Source organism: Peribacillus sp. (genome assembly GCF_059453735.1).
In genome coordinates this window covers 1-2,862 of sequence record NZ_JAZVJO010000155.1, presented here as the reverse complement: position 1 = coordinate 2,862, position 2,862 = coordinate 1, and the positions used below count along the sequence as shown (strand labels likewise).

The window sequence follows — 2,862 nt, the reverse complement described above, 5'->3', positions numbered from 1 at the left end:
TCAACTTTGTTCTTGGGGATTTTATTAGCAACTATGATACCAACGTTTGCAGATGCAGCAATTACTATTAACTATGTCGATGTACCTATAGATGATTCACTAAATATTCGAAAGAGTCCCAAAGCAACAGCAACTATCATTACTAATTTAAAGGCTGGTACAGAAGTCAATGTTTATTCCGAAACTAAAGGGTGGGCAAAGATTAGTGCCAATGGTATAGAGGGATATGTTAACAGCAGGTATTTAACTTCAGAAAAGATTAGTCCTGCCAGCATTTCAAGTTATAAAGTTAAAGCGATTTCAGTAGCTAAACAGTATTTAGGGACAAGGTATCGTTGGGGAGGAATTACACCAAGAGGCTTTGATTGTTCCGGTCTTGTTAAGTATTCATACGCAAAAGCAGGGAAGACACTACCTCGTACTGCTGCCGCTATGTATAAAAAAGGAAGCTCGGTTAATACATTAAAAGCTGGAGACTTGATGTTTTTTGCACCTAATAGAGCATCGAAACCAACTCATGTATCCATTTATATCGGCGCCGGTCAGATGATCCAATCTGCTACTTCTAAAGGTGTTTCAATCGCTTCAATAAGCAACTCTTACTGGAAGCCGAAATATATCGGAGCTAAACGAATTTAATAGAATAAGAGAGACCCTTTAAGTTAGTGCAGCTTAAAGGGTCTTTATTTTTGACCAAGTTTTATCAATAATTACGATGGCTCTTTAGTTAGGATATAGTTTTTTGAAAAAACTGTGTATGTAAAGGATTTAACTTCATACCTTTTAAAGTGGGTTTAATCAAGTGTTGTTTATTGAAAAATCAAAAATTTATCTATACTATGGAGAGAAATAATGAATTCATCTCAGTACGTGGGAAAGAGTTTGATTACTGGGGGAAGAACATGGGTGGAAATAGAAAGTACTTTAAAATATTGTATGCGCTTATCCCTATCCTATTAGGGTGTTTATTTTATTTTATGAATCAGGATTTGTTTAAAGCGTTGACCAATGGGGATACGAAACAAATAAAGCTGCTGTTAACCGATAATATGATCTATTTATATTTGTTTATGCTGATCATTATGGTTATTCAAAACAGCTTTACACTTATTCCCTTAATTCTCATTATAACCATAAATATTTCACTCTTCGGATTGGTAATTGGGTTTATATGGAGTGTATTTACAAGTATTGTGGCAGCGGTAATCATTTTTTTCTGCATCCGGTATCTTTTTCAGGATATGCTGACCAAGAAGGTTAAACCAGAGTTGATCCAAAAAGTAGAAAAGAATGGATTTATGTATGTATTCCAGGCGCGAATTTTTCCATTCGTCCCAACTAGTTTAGTGAATATTCTTGCTGGTCTTAGCTCTATTTCCTTTTATAAATATTTATTAGCAACCAGTTTAGGGAACCTTATTTATTTTTTTGCATTAGCTCTTGTTCCGGCGGGGTTAATTTCATTAGATTTGAATAAAAACCTACTGTGGGCACTGGTTGGGGCAAGTATTGTAATCTATGTCTGCTTTAAAAAGTTTTATAAGAAGAAAAAGGATTCAGCTAATTAAAGAAAAACGTTTATCATCTTCACGTGATAAGCGTTTTTTTATTTTTATGAAACAAGTTCTTAGTCCACTCAAATGATATAATGTCATAAAAAGGAAAAGAGGAGATGGATTTGAAAGCAATTATTGTTACTGATTTTGGCAGCCCAGATGTTTTAAGATATGTTGATATGGACATTCCCGTTATTGCTCCATCGCAAGTATTAATCAGGGTAGAGAAAACCAGTGTCAATTATGCTGATGTTAAATCCAGATATGAGAAAAAGGGGAGTAATGTGTTTCCTTTCGTACCAGGGCTAGACGCGGCAGGTGTAATTGTAGAGGTAGGCTCGGAGGTAGACAACTTAAAAATAGGACAAAGAGTGATGGCTTTTCCGTCCGGCGGATCTTATTCAGAATATGTTGCAGCAGAAGCCATGCTGACGTTTAAACTGCCAGATGAAGTTGATTTTGAAATGGCAGCAGCGTGCCCCACCGTTGCATTTCTATCTTATAAGCTGCTTGTTGATATTGCACGAATTGAACCAGGTGAAACCATTCTTATCCACTCAGCCTCAGGCGGTGTAGGAACAACAGCTATTCAATTAGCAAAGATTCTAGGGGCAGGAACAATTATTGGAACGGTTGGGAGTGAAAGTAAAGCAGCGGTTGCACAACATGCTGGAGCAGATCACGTTTTTTGCTATGAAAATGAAGACTTTGCGGAAAAGGTGAATTTAATTACGGAAGGAAAAGGGGTGCAGATTGTTTTAGATTCGGTAGCTGGTCCAATTACGCAAAGAAGTTTGGCATGTTTAGCACCTTATGGGCGTTTAATACAATTTGGAAACTCCAGCGGACAGCCGGGTATCATACAAACGAGTGATCTGCATTCAAGCTGCCGGTCAATTCTGGGATTTAGTTTAGGTACTACTCGGATAAATAGACCCGAATCATTAAGACATACAGCTAAACAAGTACTAAATTATCTAAAAGATGGGGAGCTCAACATTAAAATAAGCTACCAATTTCCTTTAGAAGAAGCGGAAGCTGCCCATAAACTCATTGAGAGCAGATTGAGTACTGGAAAAATAGTATTAGATGTAAAGAAATAAGTAAAAAGACTGTCGTCTGACAGTCTCAGACTGTAGACAAACTCAGGTGGTAATCAAGTTTGTCTACACTTTTTTTAGTTTTTAAAATGCCTCGATAAGCAGGAAAACAACCATGAAATCTTTCCCTACCTCTTTTGTCTACAAAAAAAGACTGTCGTCTGACAGTCTTTTTTTGACCATAATAGCTCTGTTAGAGTGTGAGT

The 2,862-nt window shown here is 36.7% G+C and carries 3 protein-coding genes; all 3 read left to right on the top strand.

Annotation, left to right across the window (positions count from 1 at the left end; genetic code table 11):
* The coding region (locus AC52RT_RS05335) for a C40 family peptidase (protein ID WP_495539791.1) at window positions 1-639 on the top strand (639 nt) is incomplete at its 5' end.
* Window positions 640-839: 200 nt separating this feature from the next.
* Entirely contained in the window at window positions 840-1,568 is a 729-nt protein-coding gene (locus AC52RT_RS05330; RefSeq protein WP_495539790.1) for a TVP38/TMEM64 family protein, read from the top strand.
* 110 nt (window positions 1,569-1,678) lie between these two features.
* Window positions 1,679-2,659, top strand: a complete 981-nt coding sequence (locus tag AC52RT_RS05325) for a quinone oxidoreductase family protein (RefSeq protein ID WP_495539792.1) — start codon at window positions 1,679-1,681, stop codon at window positions 2,657-2,659.
* The last annotated feature ends 203 nt before the right edge of the window (window positions 2,660-2,862 follow it).